General features: G+C 33.4%; 19 protein-coding genes. 15 read left to right on the top strand and 4 right to left on the bottom strand.

The annotated features are described in order from the left end of the window. Positions 1 to 10 precede the first annotated feature (10 nt). The 15 genes from M2372_RS05240 to M2372_RS05170 all read left to right on the top strand — a co-directional run bounded on the left by M2372_RS05240 (position 11) and on the right by M2372_RS05170 (position 14,582). The gene (locus tag M2372_RS05240; protein ID WP_123318079.1) at positions 11 to 1,156 is read left to right on the top strand and encodes an N-acetyl sugar amidotransferase; all 1,146 of its coding nucleotides are present in this window, start codon (positions 11 to 13) and stop codon (positions 1,154 to 1,156) included. After that, positions 1,153 to 1,767 carry an imidazole glycerol phosphate synthase subunit HisH gene (gene hisH, locus M2372_RS05235; protein WP_123318080.1) on the top strand — a complete coding sequence of 205 codons (615 nt, stop codon included), beginning with the start codon at positions 1,153 to 1,155 and terminating at the stop codon, positions 1,765 to 1,767. The genes M2372_RS05240 and hisH overlap by 4 nt, the downstream gene beginning before the upstream one ends. Before the next feature lie 5 nt (positions 1,768 to 1,772). Beyond that, entirely contained in the window at positions 1,773 to 2,537 is a 765-nt protein-coding gene (locus M2372_RS05230; RefSeq protein ID WP_123318081.1) for an AglZ/HisF2 family acetamidino modification protein, read from the top strand. A gap of 2 nt (positions 2,538 to 2,539) precedes the next feature. Beyond that, entirely contained in the window at positions 2,540 to 3,574 is a 1,035-nt protein-coding gene (locus tag M2372_RS05225) for a polysaccharide biosynthesis protein (protein WP_123318082.1), read from the top strand. Between the two features lie 44 nt (positions 3,575 to 3,618). After that, a complete protein-coding gene (locus M2372_RS05220; RefSeq protein ID WP_123318083.1) occupies positions 3,619 to 4,032 on the top strand; it encodes a WxcM-like domain-containing protein in 414 nt (137 codons plus the stop codon). Beyond that, positions 4,029 to 5,147 carry an NAD-dependent epimerase/dehydratase family protein gene (locus M2372_RS05215; protein ID WP_123318084.1) on the top strand — a complete coding sequence of 373 codons (1,119 nt, stop codon included), beginning with the start codon at positions 4,029 to 4,031 and terminating at the stop codon, positions 5,145 to 5,147. The genes M2372_RS05220 and M2372_RS05215 overlap by 4 nt, the downstream gene beginning before the upstream one ends. A gap of 22 nt (positions 5,148 to 5,169) precedes the next feature. Then, positions 5,170 to 6,306, top strand: a complete 1,137-nt coding sequence (wecB, locus tag M2372_RS05210; RefSeq protein ID WP_123318085.1) for a non-hydrolyzing UDP-N-acetylglucosamine 2-epimerase — start codon at positions 5,170 to 5,172, stop codon at positions 6,304 to 6,306. Next, positions 6,306 to 7,514 (top strand): glycosyltransferase family 4 protein, encoded by a 1,209-nt coding sequence (locus M2372_RS05205; protein WP_123318086.1) that lies wholly within the window; start codon positions 6,306 to 6,308, stop codon positions 7,512 to 7,514. The genes wecB and M2372_RS05205 overlap by 1 nt, the downstream gene beginning before the upstream one ends. Beyond that, the gene (locus tag M2372_RS05200) at positions 7,511 to 8,407 is read left to right on the top strand and encodes an NAD-dependent epimerase/dehydratase family protein (RefSeq protein WP_123318087.1); all 897 of its coding nucleotides are present in this window, start codon (positions 7,511 to 7,513) and stop codon (positions 8,405 to 8,407) included. Before M2372_RS05205 ends, M2372_RS05200 begins: the two co-directional genes overlap by 4 nt. Next, positions 8,407 to 9,369, top strand: coding sequence for a glycosyltransferase family 4 protein (locus M2372_RS05195; RefSeq protein WP_123318088.1), 963 nt, complete (start codon positions 8,407 to 8,409; stop codon positions 9,367 to 9,369). Before M2372_RS05200 ends, M2372_RS05195 begins: the two co-directional genes overlap by 1 nt. A 2-nt stretch (positions 9,370 to 9,371) precedes the next feature. Then, entirely contained in the window at positions 9,372 to 9,917 is a 546-nt protein-coding gene (gene rfbC / locus M2372_RS05190; protein ID WP_115970201.1) for a dTDP-4-dehydrorhamnose 3,5-epimerase, read from the top strand. 96 nt (positions 9,918 to 10,013) lie between these two features. Then, entirely contained in the window at positions 10,014 to 11,315 is a 1,302-nt protein-coding gene (gene rimO / locus M2372_RS05185) for a 30S ribosomal protein S12 methylthiotransferase RimO (RefSeq protein WP_123318089.1), read from the top strand. Between the two features lie 386 nt (positions 11,316 to 11,701). Further along, positions 11,702 to 12,376 (top strand): hypothetical protein, encoded by a 675-nt coding sequence (locus M2372_RS05180; protein ID WP_123318090.1) that lies wholly within the window; start codon positions 11,702 to 11,704, stop codon positions 12,374 to 12,376. A gap of 19 nt (positions 12,377 to 12,395) precedes the next feature. Further along, a complete protein-coding gene (locus M2372_RS05175; protein WP_123319059.1) occupies positions 12,396 to 13,148 on the top strand; it encodes a hypothetical protein in 753 nt (250 codons plus the stop codon). A gap of 1,062 nt (positions 13,149 to 14,210) precedes the next feature. After that, positions 14,211 to 14,582: a septal ring lytic transglycosylase RlpA family protein gene (locus tag M2372_RS05170; protein WP_115970206.1), complete on the top strand. Its 372-nt coding sequence runs from the start codon at positions 14,211 to 14,213 to the stop codon at positions 14,580 to 14,582. Between the two features lie 70 nt (positions 14,583 to 14,652). Here M2372_RS05170 and M2372_RS05165 read toward each other — a convergent pair whose 3' ends face one another. The 4 genes from M2372_RS05165 to M2372_RS05150 all read right to left on the bottom strand — a co-directional run bounded on the left by M2372_RS05165 (position 14,653) and on the right by M2372_RS05150 (position 18,219). After that, a complete protein-coding gene (locus tag M2372_RS05165) occupies positions 14,653 to 15,417 on the bottom strand; it encodes an exodeoxyribonuclease III (RefSeq protein ID WP_115970207.1) in 765 nt (254 codons plus the stop codon). Next, entirely contained in the window at positions 15,417 to 15,707 is a 291-nt protein-coding gene (locus M2372_RS05160; RefSeq protein WP_123318091.1) for a YciI family protein, read from the bottom strand. The genes M2372_RS05165 and M2372_RS05160 overlap by 1 nt, the downstream gene beginning before the upstream one ends. A gap of 143 nt (positions 15,708 to 15,850) precedes the next feature. After that, a complete protein-coding gene (locus M2372_RS05155) occupies positions 15,851 to 16,477 on the bottom strand; it encodes an MliC family protein (RefSeq protein ID WP_123318092.1) in 627 nt (208 codons plus the stop codon). A 197-nt stretch (positions 16,478 to 16,674) separates the two neighbouring features. After that, positions 16,675 to 18,219: a bifunctional response regulator/alkaline phosphatase family protein gene (locus M2372_RS05150; protein ID WP_115970211.1), complete on the bottom strand. Its 1,545-nt coding sequence runs from the start codon at positions 18,217 to 18,219 to the stop codon at positions 16,675 to 16,677. Positions 18,220 to 18,302: the final 83 nt, after the last annotated feature.

Here is an 18,302-nt window from a genome sequence, read left to right as displayed (position 1 = left end):
AATATTGAAAATGGTAAATAATAGACCATATCAAATTTGTACTAAAACAATAATGGATACTACGGATCCTAATATCATTTTCAACGAAAAAGGAGAAAGTGATTATTATACAAATTTTAAAGAAAATATAGAACCCAATTGGCATACTGATCAGCATGGTTACGATGAGCTGATGAAAATTGCAGATAAAATCAAAAAGACAAGTAAGAATAAAGATTTTGATTGTATCATTGGTCTTAGTGGAGGGCTAGACAGTTCATATGCGGCATACGTTGCCAAAGAAGTTATGGGAATTCGCCCATTGATCTTTCACGTAGATGCAGGATGGAATACAGATAAAGCAGTAGGAAATATTGAAAAACTTATTAATGGTCTTAATCTTGACCTTTATACAGAGGTAATAAATTGGGAGGAAATGAAAGATCTTCAGGTTGCATTTCTTAAATCTCAGATTTCAGACCAAGATCTTCCTCAGGATTATGCCTTTTTCTCAGGATTATATAAGTTCGCTAGAAAACATAAAATTAATTATGTACTTACAGGTGGAAATTTTTCTACAGAATGTTGTCGTGAACCAGAAGAATGGGGTGGTTTCCCAGGAATTGATACAACTTTAGTAAAAGATATTCATTCAAAATTTGGAAAAAGACCTTTAAAAACATTTCCATTAGTTGACATTCTTTCTTATAAGATTTATTACAAATATGTATATGGAATGGAAGTTTTCAAACCTCTTAATTTGATTCCGTATATCAAAAAAGATGCAGAAAATCTTTTGGAAACAAAATTCGGCTGGGAATCTTTCCAGCATAAGCATCATGAATCTAGATTTACAAGATTTTATGAAGATTACTGGTTACCTAGGAAATTCGGCTATCAGAAAAGAAAAGCACATTTTTCATCTCTTATCCTTACAGGACAGATGACAAGAGAAGAAGCTCTGGACAGAGTATCAAGACCTGAACTGTCGGAAGAATTTCTACAAAAAGAATTTGAATATGTAGCTCATAAATTGGACTTAACAACAGAAGAACTACAACAGATATTTGAAGGTGAGAATAAAACCTACAAAAATTATAAAAATAAAATGGGAATCATCAAATTCGGAGCTCAAGCAATGCAAAAACTCGGATTGGAAAAAAGACTATTCAGATGATAACACTTATAGATTATGGCGTTGGAAATATCAACGCCTTCGTCAATGTATATAAAAGGGTGGATATCCCTGTAAAAATTGCAAAGACAAAAGAAGATTTGCTGGATGCTCAAAAACTGATCCTTCCGGGAGTGGGACATTTTGATCATGCTATGTCACAACTTAATAATTCAGGAATGAGGGATACTTTGGACGAATTGGTTCTTGAGAAAAAAATCCCAGTTATTGGAATATGTGTAGGAATGCAAATGATGGCTAATAAAAGTGATGAAGGAAGTCTGGAAGGCTTAAAATGGATAGATGCCACTGTTAGAAAGTTTGATGAGAACAAAATCAAGCAGGTTACACGTCTTCCTCATATGGGTTGGAATGATGTAAAACCAGTTAAAGATCTTGATCTTTTCAAAGGGCTGGAAAGAGATGCCATTTTCTATTTTTTACATACTTATTATTTTGAATGTAATAATTCAGAAGATATTATGGCGATTACAGATTATGGTGGTGAATTCGCATCAGCTGCTCATCACGAAAATAAATATGGAATTCAGTTTCATCCTGAGAAAAGCCATTCTTATGGAGAAATATTACTTCACAATTTTGCTAAACTCTAATACTGATGCTTAGACCGAGAATTATACCAAGTTTATTGATACAAGATAATGGTTTGGTAAAGACTGTTAATTTCAAAAACCCTAAATATGTTGGGGATCCTATCAATGCTGTTAAAATCTTTAATGAAAAAGAAGTAGACGAGCTCGCTATTTTTGATATTGATGCTACAACAAAAGGGTTGGAGCCTAATTATAGTCTTATTGAGAGAATCGCTAATCAATCCAGAATGCCTTTGTGCTATGGTGGAGGTGTAAAAACTGTTGAGCAGGCTCAGAAAATTTTTGGGTTAGGAATTGAAAAAATTGCATTGTCTTCTGCAGTGCTAAATAATCCTAATCTTATTACCCAAATAGCAGACAGAGTAGGTGCTCAGAGTGTGATTGTGGTATTGGATGTGAAGAAGAAGTTATTTGGAGGATATGAAGTGTATACCCATAATGGGAAAAAAGCAACAGGAATTAATCCTTTTAAATTTATTGAAGAAGCGCAGCAATTAGGAGCTGGTGAAATCGTAATCAATTCCATAGACCAAGATGGTGTAATGAAAGGTTATGACATGTCCCTAATTGATAAAGCAAGAGAAAAAACATCACTTCCTATGACTGTACTAGGAGGTGCAGGAAGCCTGGAAGATATCAAAAAAGTTATTGATAAACATGAGATTATTGGAGTAGCAGCCGGAAGTTTATTCGTGTTTAAAGGAAAATATAAGGCAGTTTTGATTAACTATCCAATTAAAGAAGAAAAAGAAAATTTATTAAGAAAATAATTATGCAAATTCAAAATAAAACACTTTTGATCACAGGTGGCACAGGTTCTTTTGGAACAGCTGTGCTTAATCGTTTTTTAGCAACAGATCATTTTAAAGAGATTCGTATTTTCTCTCGTGACGAAAAGAAACAGGATGATATGCGAAACCTTTACAAAAGTGAAAAAATTAAATATTATATCGGGGATGTTCGTGATTATAATTCAGTAGAACCAGCAATGCGTGGTGTAGATTACATTTTCCATGCCGCTGCTTTGAAGCAGGTTCCGTCTTGTGAATTTTTTCCAATGCAAGCAGTGAAAACAAATGTAGAAGGAACACAGAATGTTATTCGTGCTGCTGCTGCCAATGGAGTGAAAAAAGTAATTTGTCTTTCAACAGACAAGGCTGCTTATCCTATTAATGCAATGGGAATTTCTAAAGCCATGATGGAAAAAGTAGCAGTTGCAGAAGCTCGAAACCTTACAGATACTGTGGTGTGTCTTACACGTTATGGAAATGTAATGGCTTCAAGAGGATCAGTGATTCCTTTATTTTTAAATCAGATTCAAAAAGGAGAAGCTATTACCATTACAGATCCTAATATGTCTCGTTTTTTCATGTCTTTGGAAGATGCGGTTGATTTGGTATTGTTTGCTTTCGAAAATGGTAATCCAGGAGATTTATTTGTTAATAAAGCACCTGCAGGAAGTATTGGTGATCTGGCTAAAGCCCTAATTGAACTAACAGGAAAAGAGGTTCCAGTCAAAGTAATAGGAACACGCCATGGTGAAAAACTTTATGAAACATTATGTACTCGTGAGGAAATGCTGAAAGCAGAAGATATGGGCGATTTCTATAGAGTACCTGCAGATAATCGCGATCTTAATTATGCTAAATATTTTTCCGAAGGAGAAGAAGATATTTCTAAAGTAGAAGATTATCATTCCCATAATACTGAACAACAAGGAGTGGAAGGACTTAAAAAATTAGTTTCTTCTTTACCTTTAATACGTAAAGAAGTTTTCGGAGAAGATGTAATGCAATATCCTTACTAAATCCGGATAATTTTATTCTTTAAAAATGATAAAGGGAAAAACATATGCTTACTAAAGGAAATAAATTTGAAGACGAAAGAGGGGTAATCAGATTTAATAATGATTTTGATGCTTCTGTTGTCAAAAGAATTTATATCATTGAAAATGCAAACATCAACTTTGTAAGAGGATGGCAAGGGCATGCTATTGAGCAGCGTTGGTTTTCTTGTATCAAAGGAAGCTTTAGAATTGCTGTTGTTGAAGTGGATGATTTTAATAATCCTTCACAAGATTTAGACGTTCAATATTATGAACTTACTCCTGAAACACTGGATTTTCTTCATATAAAAGCGGGTTGTATTACCGCGATCAAAGCAGAAGAAGAGGGTAGTAAATTATTAGTTCTGGCTAATTATGGACTAGGAGAAATCAAAGATGAATACCGTTTTCCTCTGAATCATTTTAATATTAAACTATGAAAAAAATAGGAATTACCGGCCAAAATGGTTTTGTTGGTCGTCATTTATATAATACTTTAGGTCTATTTCCTGAAGAATTCGAACGTGTTGACTTTCAGAAAGAATATTTTGAAAATCAATCAGAATTAGATGCTTTCGTATCGAAATGTGATGTTATTGTACATTTAGCTGCAATGAATCGTCACGAAAACCAGGAAGTAATCTATGAGACAAATGTTACTTTAGCTAAGACATTAGTAGATTCATTAAAAAGAACAGATTCTAAAGCTCATGTTTTAATTTCATCATCTACACAGGAAGAGCGTGACAACCTTTATGGAAAGTCAAAACGTGAAGGAAGGGAAGCTATTGTAAATTGGGCTAATGAAAATGGAGGGAAAGTAACAGGCTTAATTATTCCTAATGTGTTTGGTGCTTTTGGTAAACCATTTTATAACTCGTTTATAGCTACTTTCTGCCATCAGTTAACATCTGGTGAGATTCCAAAGATTGACAATGATGGTGAAGTAAAGCTGATCTACGTTCAGGAGCTTGTAATGAAAATTATTACTGAAGTTCGTTCAGAGAAAAGCCAACCGGAATTATTGGTTGAAGCAACTGCGGTCAAAAAAGTATCGGAAGTGCTGGCTTTATTGAACGATTTTAAAATTAAATATCTTGATGGTGGAGAAATTCCTGTTTTGAAAGATAATTTTGAACACAATTTATTCAATACTTATCGTTCTTATATCAATCATAAAGAACGTTATCCTGTTAAATTTACTCAACATACAGATCCAAGAGGAGCTTTCGTAGAAGTAATCAGATTAGGAATTGGTGGACAGTGTTCATTTTCAACTACAGTACCAAGAATTACAAGAGGTAACCACTATCACACCAGAAAAATAGAACGCTTTGCCGTAATAAAAGGAAAAGCTTTGATTCAGTTGAGAAAGATCGATACTGATGAAGTAATGGATTTCTATTTAGATGGAACAGAGCCTGCTTATGTAGATATGCCAATTTGGTATACACATAATATTAAAAACATAGGAGAAGAAGAATTATATACTATTTTTTGGATTGATGAACCATTTAATCCTGAAGATGCAGATACCTATTTCCTAGAAGTATAAATTATAAAGTAAGATTGGTTTGATGAAAAAATTAAAAGTAATGACGGTTGTAGGAACGCGACCAGAAATTATAAGATTATCAAGAGTATTATCAGCTTTGGATGCTTCCGAAGCAGTAGAACATATTATTGTCCATACTGGACAGAATTATGATTATGAACTTAATCAAATATTCTTCGAGGATCTAGGTCTTCGTAAACCTGATTTTTTCCTTGAAGCAGCAGGGAAAACTGCGACAGAAACAGTCGGAAATATTCTTATTAAAATTGATCCTCTTTTAGAAGAATTAAAGCCAGATGCTTTCTTAGTTTTAGGAGATACTAATTCTTGTTTGTGCGCTATTCCTGCAAAAAAACGTCAGATTCCAATTTTCCATATGGAAGCAGGAAACAGATGTTTCGATCAGCGTGTGCCTGAGGAAACTAACCGTAAGATTGTGGATCATACAGCAGATGTGAATTTAACCTATTCTGATATAGCTCGTGAATACCTTTTAAGAGAGGGGCTTCCTGCTGATAGAATTATCAAAACAGGTTCTCCAATGTTTGAAGTATTAAATCATTATTTCCCTCAAATAGAAAGTTCAGATGTCTTATCAAGATTAAACCTAGAAGAAGGTAAATACTTTGTGATTTCATCGCATAGAGAAGAAAATATAAACTCTGAGAAAAACTTCAGAGGATTAATGGAATCTTTAAATGCTATTGCAGAAAAATATCAATATCCAATCATTGTCTCTACACATCCGCGTACCAAAAATATGATTGATAAGATGCAGATTGATATGCGTCCTGAAATTCAATTTTTAAAACCACTGGGGTTCCATGACTATAATGCTTTGCAAATGCGTTCATTTGCTGTGCTTTCAGATTCAGGAACCATTTCAGAAGAATCTTCAATCCTGAATTTCAGAGCACTGAATATTAGAGAAGCTCATGAAAGACCTGAAGCAATGGAAGAAGCATCGGTAATGATGGTAGGGCTTTCGCCAGATAGAATTTTACAAGGTTTGGCGCAGCTTCAGCAACAGAAAGTTGGGAAAGAAAGAAACTATAGACAAGTATCAGATTATTCTATGCCAAATGTATCTGAAAAAATGGTAAGAATTATTTTAAGCTATACCGATTATATTAACAGAGTGGTTTGGAGTAAAAAATAATGAAAATATTAATTGTAACCCAATATTTTTATCCTGAAAATTTTAAGAGTAATGATATGGCCTTTGAACTTCAGAAAAGAGGCCATGAAGTTACTGTTTTGACTGGTATACCGAATTATCCTGAAGGGGAAATTTATGATGGATACGGTTTTTCAGAAAATAGAGAACAGATTATTAATGGAGTAAAAGTCATTCGAGCACTATTATTACCTCGGGGAAAAGGGGGAGGAATAAGAATCTTTCTCAATTATTTTAGCTGGGCTTTTTTTGCTTCGTTAAAAGCTAGAAAATTATCATCTCGGGAAAAATATGATGCAATTATTGTTCACGAACCTTCTCCGATTACACAGTTCTATCCTGCTTTAGCCATTAAAAAAATACATAAAACGCCCATTTATTTTTGGGTAATGGATCTTTGGCCAGAAAGTTTAGAAATAGCAGGTGGAGTAAAGAATAAACTTGTTCTGAACTTTTTTACCAAAATGGTTCAAAAATTTTATAATGAATCTGAAAAAATACTGATTACGTCTAAAGGATTTAAGAAATCAATATTAGAAAAAGGGAATTATGAAGATAAGATTGAATATTTTCCTAATTGGGCTGAAGACACTATTTCTTCAGGAAATCTTGTATATGCTATTCCGGAACTTCCCGATGGATTTAAGGTGATGTTTGCCGGAAATATAGGGGAAGCGCAGGATATGGAAAGTATTATGCAGGCTGCACTTCAACTGAAAAAAAATACTGATATTAAGATTATTTTGGTAGGAGATGGTCGTAAAATGTCATTCGTTCACGATTTTATTAAAGAACATAGTTTACAGGAAACTGTTTATACAATGGGAAGATTTCCTGTTGAGGCTATGGCTTCTTTTTTTAATGCTGCAGATATATTATTGGTAAGTCTTAAAGATGATCCAATCTTTAACCTAACTGTACCAGCTAAAGTACAGGCATATATGAGCTCAGGAAAACCCATTATGGCAATGTTAAACGGAGAAGGTGCTGAAAATATAAAAGAAGCTGATTGTGGCTTTACTGTGCCTGCGGGAGATGGAGACCAATTAGCCCAGAGAATAGCAGAGGCTGCTCAAAAGAATAAGGAAGAGTTAAATATAATGGGTCTCAACGGAAAATCATTTTATGAGAAAAATTATAAAATGGAAGAATGTATTTCGAATCTTGAAAAAATAATCTCAAAAAAATGAATGTTATCATTACCGGAGCATCGGGATTTGTAGGAAAAAACCTACTTAAATATCTTGAGGAAAATCAGTGTAATTCAATAGGAATATCCTTAAGAGCTAACTGGAAGCTCTCCAGAAATTTTGATGCTTTGATTCATCTTGCAGGAAAAGCTCATGACACAGCTAATACTTCTGCTGATGAAGAGTATTTTAAGATTAATACAGAGTTGACAAAAAAACTTTTTGATGAATTTATTGAATCCGATATTAAAGATTTTTTCTACTTCAGTAGCGTAAAAGCTACCGCGGATACAGTGGATGGAGTACTATACGAAAATCACTCTTCAGATCCTAAAACACCTTATGGAAAATCTAAGCTCTTAGCAGAAGAATATCTGTTATCAAAAGAACTTCCAACAGGGAAAAGACTTTTTATTATTAGACCATGTATGATCCATGGTCCAGGAAATAAAGGCAATTTAAACTTATTATACAAAGTGGTAGAAAAAGGGATTCCATGGCCACTTGCTTCTTTTGAAAATCAAAGATCATTTCTAAGTATTGATAATCTTAATTTTTTAATATTACAAATTCTTAAAAATAAAAATATTAACTCAGGAATTTATAATTTTGCTGATGATGATTTTATTTCCACAAATAAACTTATACAAATTATAAGCAAAACATCCGGTAGAAAACCTAAACTATTGAAAATTTCCAAAGGATTGGTTATTTCTATTGCAAAATTGGGTGATAAAATTAAATTGCCACTGAATTCCGAGAGATTAAAAAAACTTACCGAAAGTTATGCAGTCTCTAATGCTAAAATTAAAGAAGCCTTACAAATTTCAAAGCTGCCGGTTTCAGCTGAAGAAGGATTAACAAAGACTATAAAAAGTTTTCAAACAAAATAATGGAATATATTTTTGTAACACTACTATTATTTGTATCAATACTCATTTATTTCAAAATAGCAGATAAATACAATATTATTGATAAACCCAATCATCGAAGTGCACACACACAGATTACCTTAAGAGGAGGGGGGATTATTTTCCCGATAGCATTTATTATTTTCTGTTTTTTTAATGTAAATGAAGCTATACAAAACTACTGGTCTTTTGGCTTAGGCTTGCTGTCCATCTGTACAATCAGTTTTATTGATGATATCAGAACTTTATCTAATAAGATCAGATTATCAGTACATTTGATTTCAGTTATATTGTTACTCTATTTTACGGGAGCATTTACTTTAATGCCCGTTTGGGCCTGGCCCATATTATTTGTCGTAATTATTGGTACCCTGAATGCTTACAATTTTATGGATGGGATTAATGGGATGACAGGATTATACAGTTTGGTTACCTTGAGTTCACTGGCATATATCAATAGAGAAGTGATTCAATTTACAGATCATAATTTTATATATTATCCTATATTGGCCTGCATTGTATTTCTGTTCTTTAATTTCAGAAAAAAAGCTAAGTGTTTTGCAGGAGATGTGGGAAGTATGGGAATAGGGTTCTGGGTTATAGGCCTTATTACTCTTTTAATCATGAAAACAGGGGAGTACAAATATATTTTGCTACTGGCTATCTATGGAATGGAAGTAGTACTTACCATTATAGAGCGTTTATTATTGAAGGAGAATATTTTTGAAGCCCATAGAAGACACTTATATCAGCTTTTTGCCAATGAGAAAAAAGTTTCACATTTAATAGTAAGTTTTGTGTATGCATTATGTCAATTAATTATTAATATATTTTTAATTCATTCGCAACTTCCAATTTGGGCTGTTATTTTAATTATATTTATTCCGACAGGTGGAGTATATTTGGGATTAAAATGGAGTCTGAAAAAAAAATATAACCTATAAACATGAAAATCAAAGAAACCCCACTTAAAGATTGCTATATTATAGAACCTACCGTTTTCGAAGACGAAAGAGGCTATTTTTTTGAAAAGTTCAACGAAAAAAAATTTGAAGAACTTACGGGAATGAATGGGCATTTTGTTCAGGATAATATTTCCAAGTCTTCCTATGGCGTATTGAGAGGACTACATCTTCAGAAAGGAGAGCATGCACAGGCAAAATTAGTCTCATGTCTCGAAGGAAGTGTGTGGGATGTTGCTGTAGACCTTAGAGAAGATTCTCCAACTTTTGGAAAATGGTTTGGAATTGAACTTACTGCTGAAAATAAATTACAGTTGTATGTACCCAGAGGTTTTGGGCACGGGTTTTCTGTTTTGAGTACCCATGCTGTATTTTCATACAAATGCGATAACTTTTATAATAAAGAATCAGAGGGAAGCGTAAAATTTAATGATCCTGATCTTGGGATCGATTGGAAAATTGAAGATAAAGACGCTGTTCTTTCGGAAAAAGACCAGAACGCACCTGGATTTAAAGAAAAAAACTTTTAAAGTATATTATTGAGAACCACTTTTTTAAAGTGGTTTTTATTTTTGTAATCTTTACTCTTTAATATTTTGTATCTTTGCAGACTCAAAATCAAAAAGATGCGTACAAAATCTGTAGGGAAGAAGAAAATCAATGTAGTTACACTTGGGTGTTCCAAAAATGTATATGATTCCGAAGTATTAATGAGTCAGCTGAAAGCCAACGGCAAAGAAGTGGTTCATGAAGACCGTGGAGATATTGTTGTTATTAATACCTGCGGATTTATTGATAATGCTAAAGAAGAATCCATCAATACCATTTTGGATTATGTAGAAGCCAAAAACAGAGGTGAGGTTGAAAAAGTCTTCGTTACAGGTTGCCTTTCCGAAAGATATAAGCCGGACTTGGTGAGAGAAATTCCGGATGTAGATCAGTATTTTGGTACAAGAGATCTTCCGGTATTGTTAAAGCATTTGGGAGCAGATTACAAGCATGAATTAGTAGGGGAAAGATTAACCACAACTCCCAAACATTACGCATACCTTAAAATTTCTGAAGGTTGTGACAGACCATGCTCTTTCTGTGCAATCCCTTTGATGAGAGGAGGCCACGTTTCCACTCCTATTGAGAAGTTGGTTTCTGAAGCTCAGAAATTGGCCAAAAAAGGAACTAAAGAATTAATTCTTATCGCTCAGGATCTTACTTATTACGGTCTGGATATTTATAAAAAACGTGCATTAGGAGATTTATTAAAAGAATTGGTGAAAGTAGAAGGAGTAGAATGGATTCGTCTTCATTATGCTTTCCCAAGCGGTTTCCCGGAAGATGTTTTGGATATTATCCGTGAAGAACCCAAAGTTTGCAACTATATAGATATTCCTCTTCAGCATATCAATTCTGACCTGTTGAAATCAATGAAAAGAGGAACTACCCACGAGAAAACGGATGCTCTTTTAGGTAAATTCAGAGAAAAAGTTCCCGATATGGCTATCAGAACAACCCTTATTGTTGGATACCCGGGAGAAACTGAAGAAAAATTCCAGGAGCTTAAAGATTGGGTGAAAGAACAGAAATTTGACAGATTAGGATGTTTTACCTATTCTCATGAGGAAAATACAGGTGCTTATGTATTGGAGGATGATATTCCCCAAGAAATAAAAGAAGCCAGAGTAGAAGAGATTATGGAATTGCAGTCTCAGATCTCTTGGGAAAAAAACCAGGAAAAAGTAGGAAAAGTGTTCAGATGTATCTTCGACCGTAAAGAAGGAAACTACTTTATCGGAAGAACAGAATATGATTCCCCGGATGTAGATAATACGGTTCTGGTTTCAGCAGAAGATACCTATATTTCTATTGGGGAGTTTGCAGATGTGAAGATTACTTCAGCTGAAGAATTTGACTTGTATGGTGAACTAATATAAAAATATAAAACGCTATTAATCAGAGAGAAAAATCTAGTTCCTGAAATATGAAAAAATGAAATATTAATACAATTTAATATAAATACTTTTATGTTAAGTTTTTTAATTATTTGATTTTCAGTATTTTGGTTGTTATGGTGTTAAGATTTTTTAATTTTCTACTATAAAGTACGCAAATTAAAAAATTTAATCTTAAATTTGCGGCATAAGCAATGTTTTTTAAATCATATGCTATCAATAAGTTATTTATTAAAATTGGGCTAAAACTTAAAAAATATGTTTTTTTTATTTATCTTAGCCTTAAGATAATAATCGCAAGTTGAGATACATTTTCCTTTTGGGAAATTTTTGATGAAAAATAATGTAATTAAAATCTTTAAAAACTTATGAAAAAATTTTTATTAACAGCAACTATGCTCGTTGCCTTTACGGCCCTTTCCAAGGCTCAGCAAGGTAGAGTGGGGATTAACACGTCCACACCTGCCGCAACTCTAGATGTAGTAGCTAACGCTGATGCTACTAGACCTGATGCCTTATTAGTCCCTCGTTTGTCAAGAGCTGATTTAGAAGCTAAAACTAATGCATATGCCAATGGTACATCTACTGTGGCCAGTGCTCAAAATGGCGCACTTGTATTTGTTAATGCATTAGGTGGTAATGGAACTGGTAAAACAGTTAACGTTACAGCTACTGGGTTTTATTACTATGATGGTACAAACGGTAATAACGTTTGGAAACCTGTAGGAGGAGGTTCAGTTACCCAAAGGTATGAAGGTATTGTAGGGTCTGCTACTACAGTTAATGCTGCTTACACGGTTACCGGGAATGATTACTTTATTGTAACAAATGCTGCAGCTGGACTTACAATTACTTTACCTGCTGCTGATCCTACCAATGCTGGTAGAGTAGTAGTAGTCTCTAATCAGAATACAGCCAGTTCTACTGTTACAGTAGTAGCTGCAAACGGTGTTGCGGTTGCTGGTACTAATACTGTTCTACAGTTTAGAGGAAAACAGTATGTTTCTGATGGTACAAGATGGGTTACAATATCCTATAATTAATACTTTAAAATCCAATACAATGAAAAAAATAGTTTTATTCAGCATATTTTGTTTCCTTTCTTCTAATTTATCTCATGCTCAAATAGCAACTAACCAACAGACTGTTGCTACCATTACGGATGAGAACGCATTTATGGATGCAAGTTCAAATTTTGATATAAGTGCTAACTCATCTAATACATTAGGAAAAGGTTTAGTATATCCAAGAACAAACCTTACTACTTGGGTTTTTAAAACAGATAACGTTGACGGTATTAATTTCCCTACTGGTTTTGACGGTATGATTGTTTATAATACAGGAACTGGAAATACTCTAACAGGAGCTAATAACCCAAGTACAGCATCTACTGTTGCGCCAGGGTTTTATTATTTTTCCAATCCTATAGCTGCAGGTAGTACTACAGGTAGTGCTGCAGTTGCAACAGGTAGATGGTTACCATTGGGAGCAAGCCCAAGAGTGAATATTGCTACTGCTGAAACAACTACAAATACAGCAGTCAACGGAAATCAGGTATATGCAAAGAGAGGAACTTTCACTGCAAGTGGAACTTCTACAGCTCCTACAGCATATTCAAATCAGGCTGCAATCGCAAGTCCGGGAAGCCTTTATAGAATAACAATTTATCAGTCCGGAACAAATAATGTATACTCAAACAGTGTATATTCATATGCCGCTGATGGTTCTTTTGTAACTGGTTCACCAAGTATGTCTGTAGTTTATCCTGCAGGAACATATAACTATACTGTAGAGTATACAAAAACAAACAATTAATTTTTGATTAATTATAAATTTATAGAAGCCGATGATTTAATTTTCATCGGCTTTTTTTATTTAATCCCGGCCAAATATTACCAGATTTATAATGGGAGACCATAAAAGCATTTTATTAAAAGATTAAAACGAATAGCTATTTCGTTTTACTCTTATTTTTATCCTGTTATAAAATTTACCTTCAAGCTATTTATGATTTCTAATGATAATCAATATTAATTGATAAGAATAGGAAGAATGTATCTTTATAGCGGATCTGGTAAAATTAAGCGAGTAAGCCAATTGGATTGAATTTCTTTGTATCTAGTATGCTGTGAATTGATTACTTAGATATAATATATAGGATACTTATATCATTTACGTTTTTAAGAAGTAAAATTCGTAATAGAGAAGATAGATTTGATAACTGTTGCTTTAAAACGAATTAAAAAGTAAATTACTAAGAAGTGTTGAAATATAAATTGATGCTTTTTAAGGTAAGTTGTCATATGAAATGGATGCATATTATAACATATATTCAACTTGACCCGCTTACTTTTCTAGTAATAAGCTTTTTAATCTGATTCTTAAAACTTATTTTTGAAGAATATTTGATAAGCGAATATGATCTTTTACACAAACGGTGAATCAAAAACGTGGCAGGATTTCATCGATTCTGAATGTTGCAGTTAATATTGTTGTTAAAAAAAAGTTTTATAATGTGGTTTTATTGCTCTGAGCCTATTGTAATAGCGATTTACCCTAAATTATGTCTTAACGTTTTCGGCTTTTTAAAAATGAATTTAGATTCATAATCAATATTTTACTGTTTTATAATTGATTGATTTTCAGTATTTTAAAATTCAGTGTATTCTAAATTATGCATAAATTAGTTAATTAAATTAACATTTTGCTTATTTTTTTAACACTTTTTAACAGGTGCTTTTAAAATCCCTATCCATAGTAAGTTACAGAGGTTGTTAACATATATTTTTAATTTAGTTAACAGTTTTTAACAATTGGAGTAGGGAGTTAATAGGATTCCTGATACTTTTGCCCTGTCAAAACCAATAAAAGTTCAACATGATGAAAAGATTCATTCTCGTAATCATAATGATGATTTCAACCTTAGGTGTTTACTCGTTTACAGGTAATGCCTTAGATGCGAAAAAAACAAGTTATGCATCGTACTACCACGATAAATTTAACGGTAGAAAAACTGCTAGCGGAGAAATCTTTGATAATTCAAAGTTTACTGCAGCAAACAGAACGCTTCCATTTGGAACAAACGTTAAGGTTACTAACCTTAAGAATGGGAAAGAGGTAATAGTGAGGATAAATGACAGAGGGCCTTTCCATTCATCAAGATCTTTAGACATGTCTAAAGCAGCGTTCGATGAGATCGGAGATATCAATCATGGTACAATTCCGGTCGAATATGAAATTGTCGATTAATTTTATGATTTAAATTAAAAAAAGCCAGCTGATTTCAGCTGGCTTTTGTGTTGATAGATATAAAGGAACACTATACATCCAATTCCAATAGGGCAGGACAATGATCCGAATGTACTGCTTCTTTCAAAATAACAGCTCGGGTAAGTTTATCCTTTAAACTATAAGAGGTGAAGTTATAATCCAATCTCCATCCTTTGTTTCTTTCCCTTGAATTTTGTCTGTAGCTCCACCATGTGTAATTGTCCGGTTCATTGTTGAAAAATCTGAAGCTGTCAATCAGTTCACATTCATTAATGAAATTGGTCATCCATTCTCTTTCCATAGGAAGAAATCCTGAAACATTTTTTAGGCCAACAGGATTGTGAATATCAATAGCCTCATGACAGATATTAAAATCACCGGAAATAACCAGGTTGGGAATTTCTTTCTTTAGATTCCTGATATATTCAAGGAAATCATGACAAAACTGCATCTTGAAATCAAGTCTTTCAATATTCGATGCAGAAGGTACGTAGACTGAAATAGCAGAGAATCCATCAAAATCAGCACGGATAATTCTTCCTTCATTATCATAGCTTTCAATACCACAACCGTACTCTACATGATTAGGTTTTACTTTTGATGCAATTCCAACTCCACTATAGCCTTTTTTTACTGCTGAATGCCAATAACTGTGGTATCCTAATTTTTCAAGGCTTTCGATGTCTATCTGATCGTTTCCTGCTTTGCTTTCCTGGATGCAGATTACATCCGGATCAGCAGTTTTTAACCAACCCAGAAAATCTTTGGTAAATGCGGCCCTGATTCCGTTGACATTGTATGTAATTAATCTCATTAGTCTTCTATAAATATTTTAAAGTTTTCGTTGTATTTAGACGGGATAAATTCGGTGATGTCATAATCCGCTATCTGATGGATGTAAAAAGGGTCTTCTGTGATGATTTGTTCAACTTCATTTCTAGATGGAGCATTACAGATAATAATCCCTCCGGTTCTTGGCTCTTTTCTTCCGGACGCAATAAATACTCCCAAGTTATAATGTTTTTGAAGGAAGGAATTGTGTTCCGGGATATGATGCTCTACATTTTCAATAGCCATCTTATAGGTTAGCGAAATAATAAACATGTTTATTTTTTTACGAAGATAGGAACTCTTGCAGAGTATAAAAAAGAAGTGAAAAAATATTATGGATGAATTTCTATTTTAGAATAAAAAACGGCTTTACATGCTGTAAAGCCGAATTAATATTAAGAAAATTAAAATTAATCTTATTTAATGTTTGCAAAAACTACTTTGCCATCTTTGGAAAGCTGAACATCATCTCCTTTTCCCCGCAGTTCATAATGGTCATTTTTATACCAGATTCCAGAAGCTGGTCTTTGTCCTTTTAATTCCAGGCTTTCACCGTTAAAAATTAAAGTAGCGATGTCTTTGGTATTGTCAAAAGTTACTTCCAGTGTTTTTCCTGAATTATCTTTTAAAGTACTTTTTAATATATCATCTGCTGTTGCTGTTGAAGCCGCAGACTGAAAGACAACCTTACCATCTTTGGAAAGCTGAACATCATCTCCTTTTCCTCGCAGTTCATAATGGTCATTTTTATACCAGATTCCAGAAGCTGGTCTTTGTCCTTTTAATTCCAGGCTTTCACCGTTAAAAACTAAAGTAGCGATGTCTTTGGTATTGTCAAAAGTTACTTCCAGTGTTTTTCCTGAATTATCTTTTAAAGTACTTTTTACTATATCATTTGCGGGTGCTGCCGCAATTATTGAATCATTATTTACTGATTCTGCGCTTTGTGTTTCGGAGCTTGCCTCCGGAGTCGCTTTTTCCTGTTTGCAGGATGTTAATGTCAATGCAGCCAATACTGCCATTCCAAAAATGTTTTTTTTCATTTGATATGTTTATGTATGGTAAATGTACGAACTACTAATCGTAAAGCAATAGCTTGATGTAACCTGGATTTTGTTTTGCCAATATTTAAAGTAATCAAGTTTATATCTGGGGTATTCTGGAGGTGTTCCAAAAAGAAGCGGAAAAAATCAACTGATTTTTCCCGCTTAAACCCAAAATTAAATAAACTATGAAAAAACTACTTGGGTTCTAACACACTGATAGGAATGATACATTCTTCCAGTGAAATTCCACCGTGTTGATAGGTTTCTTTATAGTAATTTACAAAATGATTGTAGTTCTTAGGATAAGCAAGGAATATATTGTTTTTGGCAAAAATATATTTCGAACTTAAGTTTCCTTTTGGAAGGAAAAGTTTTTCAGGATTGGTAATTGCCCAAACATCACTGTCATCATAGGTTAAACTTTTACCTGTTTTGTACCGGATATTGGTAGAGGTTTCTCTGTCACCCACTACTTTGCTTGGTTTTTTAACGTACACTGTTCCGTGGTCTGTTGTAATCACTAATTTATATCCGTTTTCAGCAGCAGTTTTGATAATCTTCAGCAATGAAGAGTTTTCAAACCAGTTGAAGGTAAGAGAACGGAATGTTTTATCATCACGGATAAGCTGGTCTACAATATGGTTGTCTGTCTTTGCATGCGAAAGAATATCAATGAAGTTGTAGACAATTACAAGGAGATCATTATTTTTATGCTGATTGAAATCATCATAGATCTTTTTTTCAAAATCTGCGTTCAATACTTTCAGGTATTTCATAGATTTAGATCCAAGACCGATTCTCTTCATCTGATCTTCCAGGAAATCACGCTCAAATTCATTTTTGTTTCCTTCTTCATTATCATTAAACCATTTATCAGGGAAACGTTTTTCAATCTCAGAAGGCATTAACCCTGCAAAGAAAGAATTTCTCGCATATTGTGTAGCGGTTGGAAGAATACTGTAATAATAATCTTCCGAAATTTTATTGTAATATTTTGTAAATAATGGTTCGATAACTTTCCATTGGTCATAACGAAGGTTGTCAACCATTAATAAAAGAACCTTTTCTTTTTCAACTTCAGGTTTTACCTTTTCCTTGAAAAGCGTGTGGCTCATCAGCGGTTTATCAGAGTCTATAAGCCAGTCTGCATAATTTTTTTCAATAAACTTGGCAAACTGAATATTAGCCTCTTCTTTCTGGGACTGCAGAAGGTCGGCAAATTCATTATCTGCCACTTTATCGAATTTAATTTCCCAGCTTAGAATTTTCTTATAATATTCCGCCCATTCCTGATACGTTCTTAAATAAGAAAGTTCCATAGAAAGGTTTCTGAATTCCTGTTGATATTGTAAAATGGTTTTTTGTTCTACAAGATTATCCTCCTGAAGATTCTTTTTTAACGAAAGTAGTATCTGATTAGGGTTTACAGGTTTTAAAATATAATCTGCAATCTGGGAACCAATAGCTTCTTCCATGATGTGCTCCTCTTCACTTTTGGTGACCATTACTATTTTTAAGGAATTATCTTTTTCCTTGATCATAGGAATGGCTTCCAACCCGGAGATGCCAGGCATATTCTCATCAATGAGTGTTAAGGCAAATTTCTCTGAATCCATAAGTTCCAAAGCCTCATTCACGTTATTAACAGGGGTTACCTGATAACCTTTCTTTTCTAAAAATACGATATGAGGTTTAAGTAAATCTATTTCATCATCTATCCATAATATCTTTTCTGACATAATTTATTTTTTACATGGTTATTGTATCAAAATGTTGACCAAATCCTTTTAAAATCTCACAAAATCGAGAGTTTAAAAGTTAA

Origin of the sequence: Chryseobacterium sp. BIGb0232, from assembly GCF_024810195.1 — a bacterium.
GTDB classification, from domain to species: domain Bacteria; phylum Bacteroidota; class Bacteroidia; order Flavobacteriales; family Weeksellaceae; genus Chryseobacterium; species Chryseobacterium pennae.
Note: the sequence above shows the minus strand (reverse complement) of the source record. Positions and strands in the feature narration are given on the sequence as shown.